Below are 428 nucleotides of genomic sequence, written 5' to 3' on the forward strand. Positions count from 1 at the left end.
GCCGCGGCGGTCGTCGCCGCCTGCGTCGCCGCGGCCTGCGCCGTGCTGGCCGCCGCCGCCGAGGCCGGCGCGGTCAGCCGGGCCAGCGAGGAGGTCAGGAAGCGCATATGGCTGCGTTGGGTCAGCAGCAGGTCGGCATGCTCGGCCAGGCGGGCGGCATAGGTGGCCGCCCGTTCCTCCGCCAGGGCCTGCCGCGCCTGCGCCAGGGCGAGGTCCGCCAGCAGCCCGGGCGCGGCGCCCGGCGCCGGGTCGGCCACCGGCGCCTGCCCGCCGCGCCAGGCGGCATAGGTCGCGCCCGCCCGGACCGCCGCCACCTCCTCGCCCGTGCCCTGCCAGATCCGCTGCGCCACCGGGTCGGCATCGGCCGGGGCGGCCGGCGGGTCCTCCGGCGCCTGGCCGCGGGCGGCGAGGCGGGCGGCCAGCGCCTG

The 428-nt window shown here is 82.2% G+C and carries 1 protein-coding gene; it reads right to left on the reverse strand.

What is annotated here, in order from left to right:
• The coding region (locus tag E2C05_RS33895; protein ID WP_408901650.1) for a hypothetical protein at positions 1-428 on the reverse strand (428 nt) is incomplete at both ends.

The organism is Paracraurococcus ruber, from assembly GCF_004353985.1.
Taxonomy (GTDB): domain Bacteria; phylum Pseudomonadota; class Alphaproteobacteria; order Acetobacterales; family Acetobacteraceae; genus Paracraurococcus; species Paracraurococcus ruber.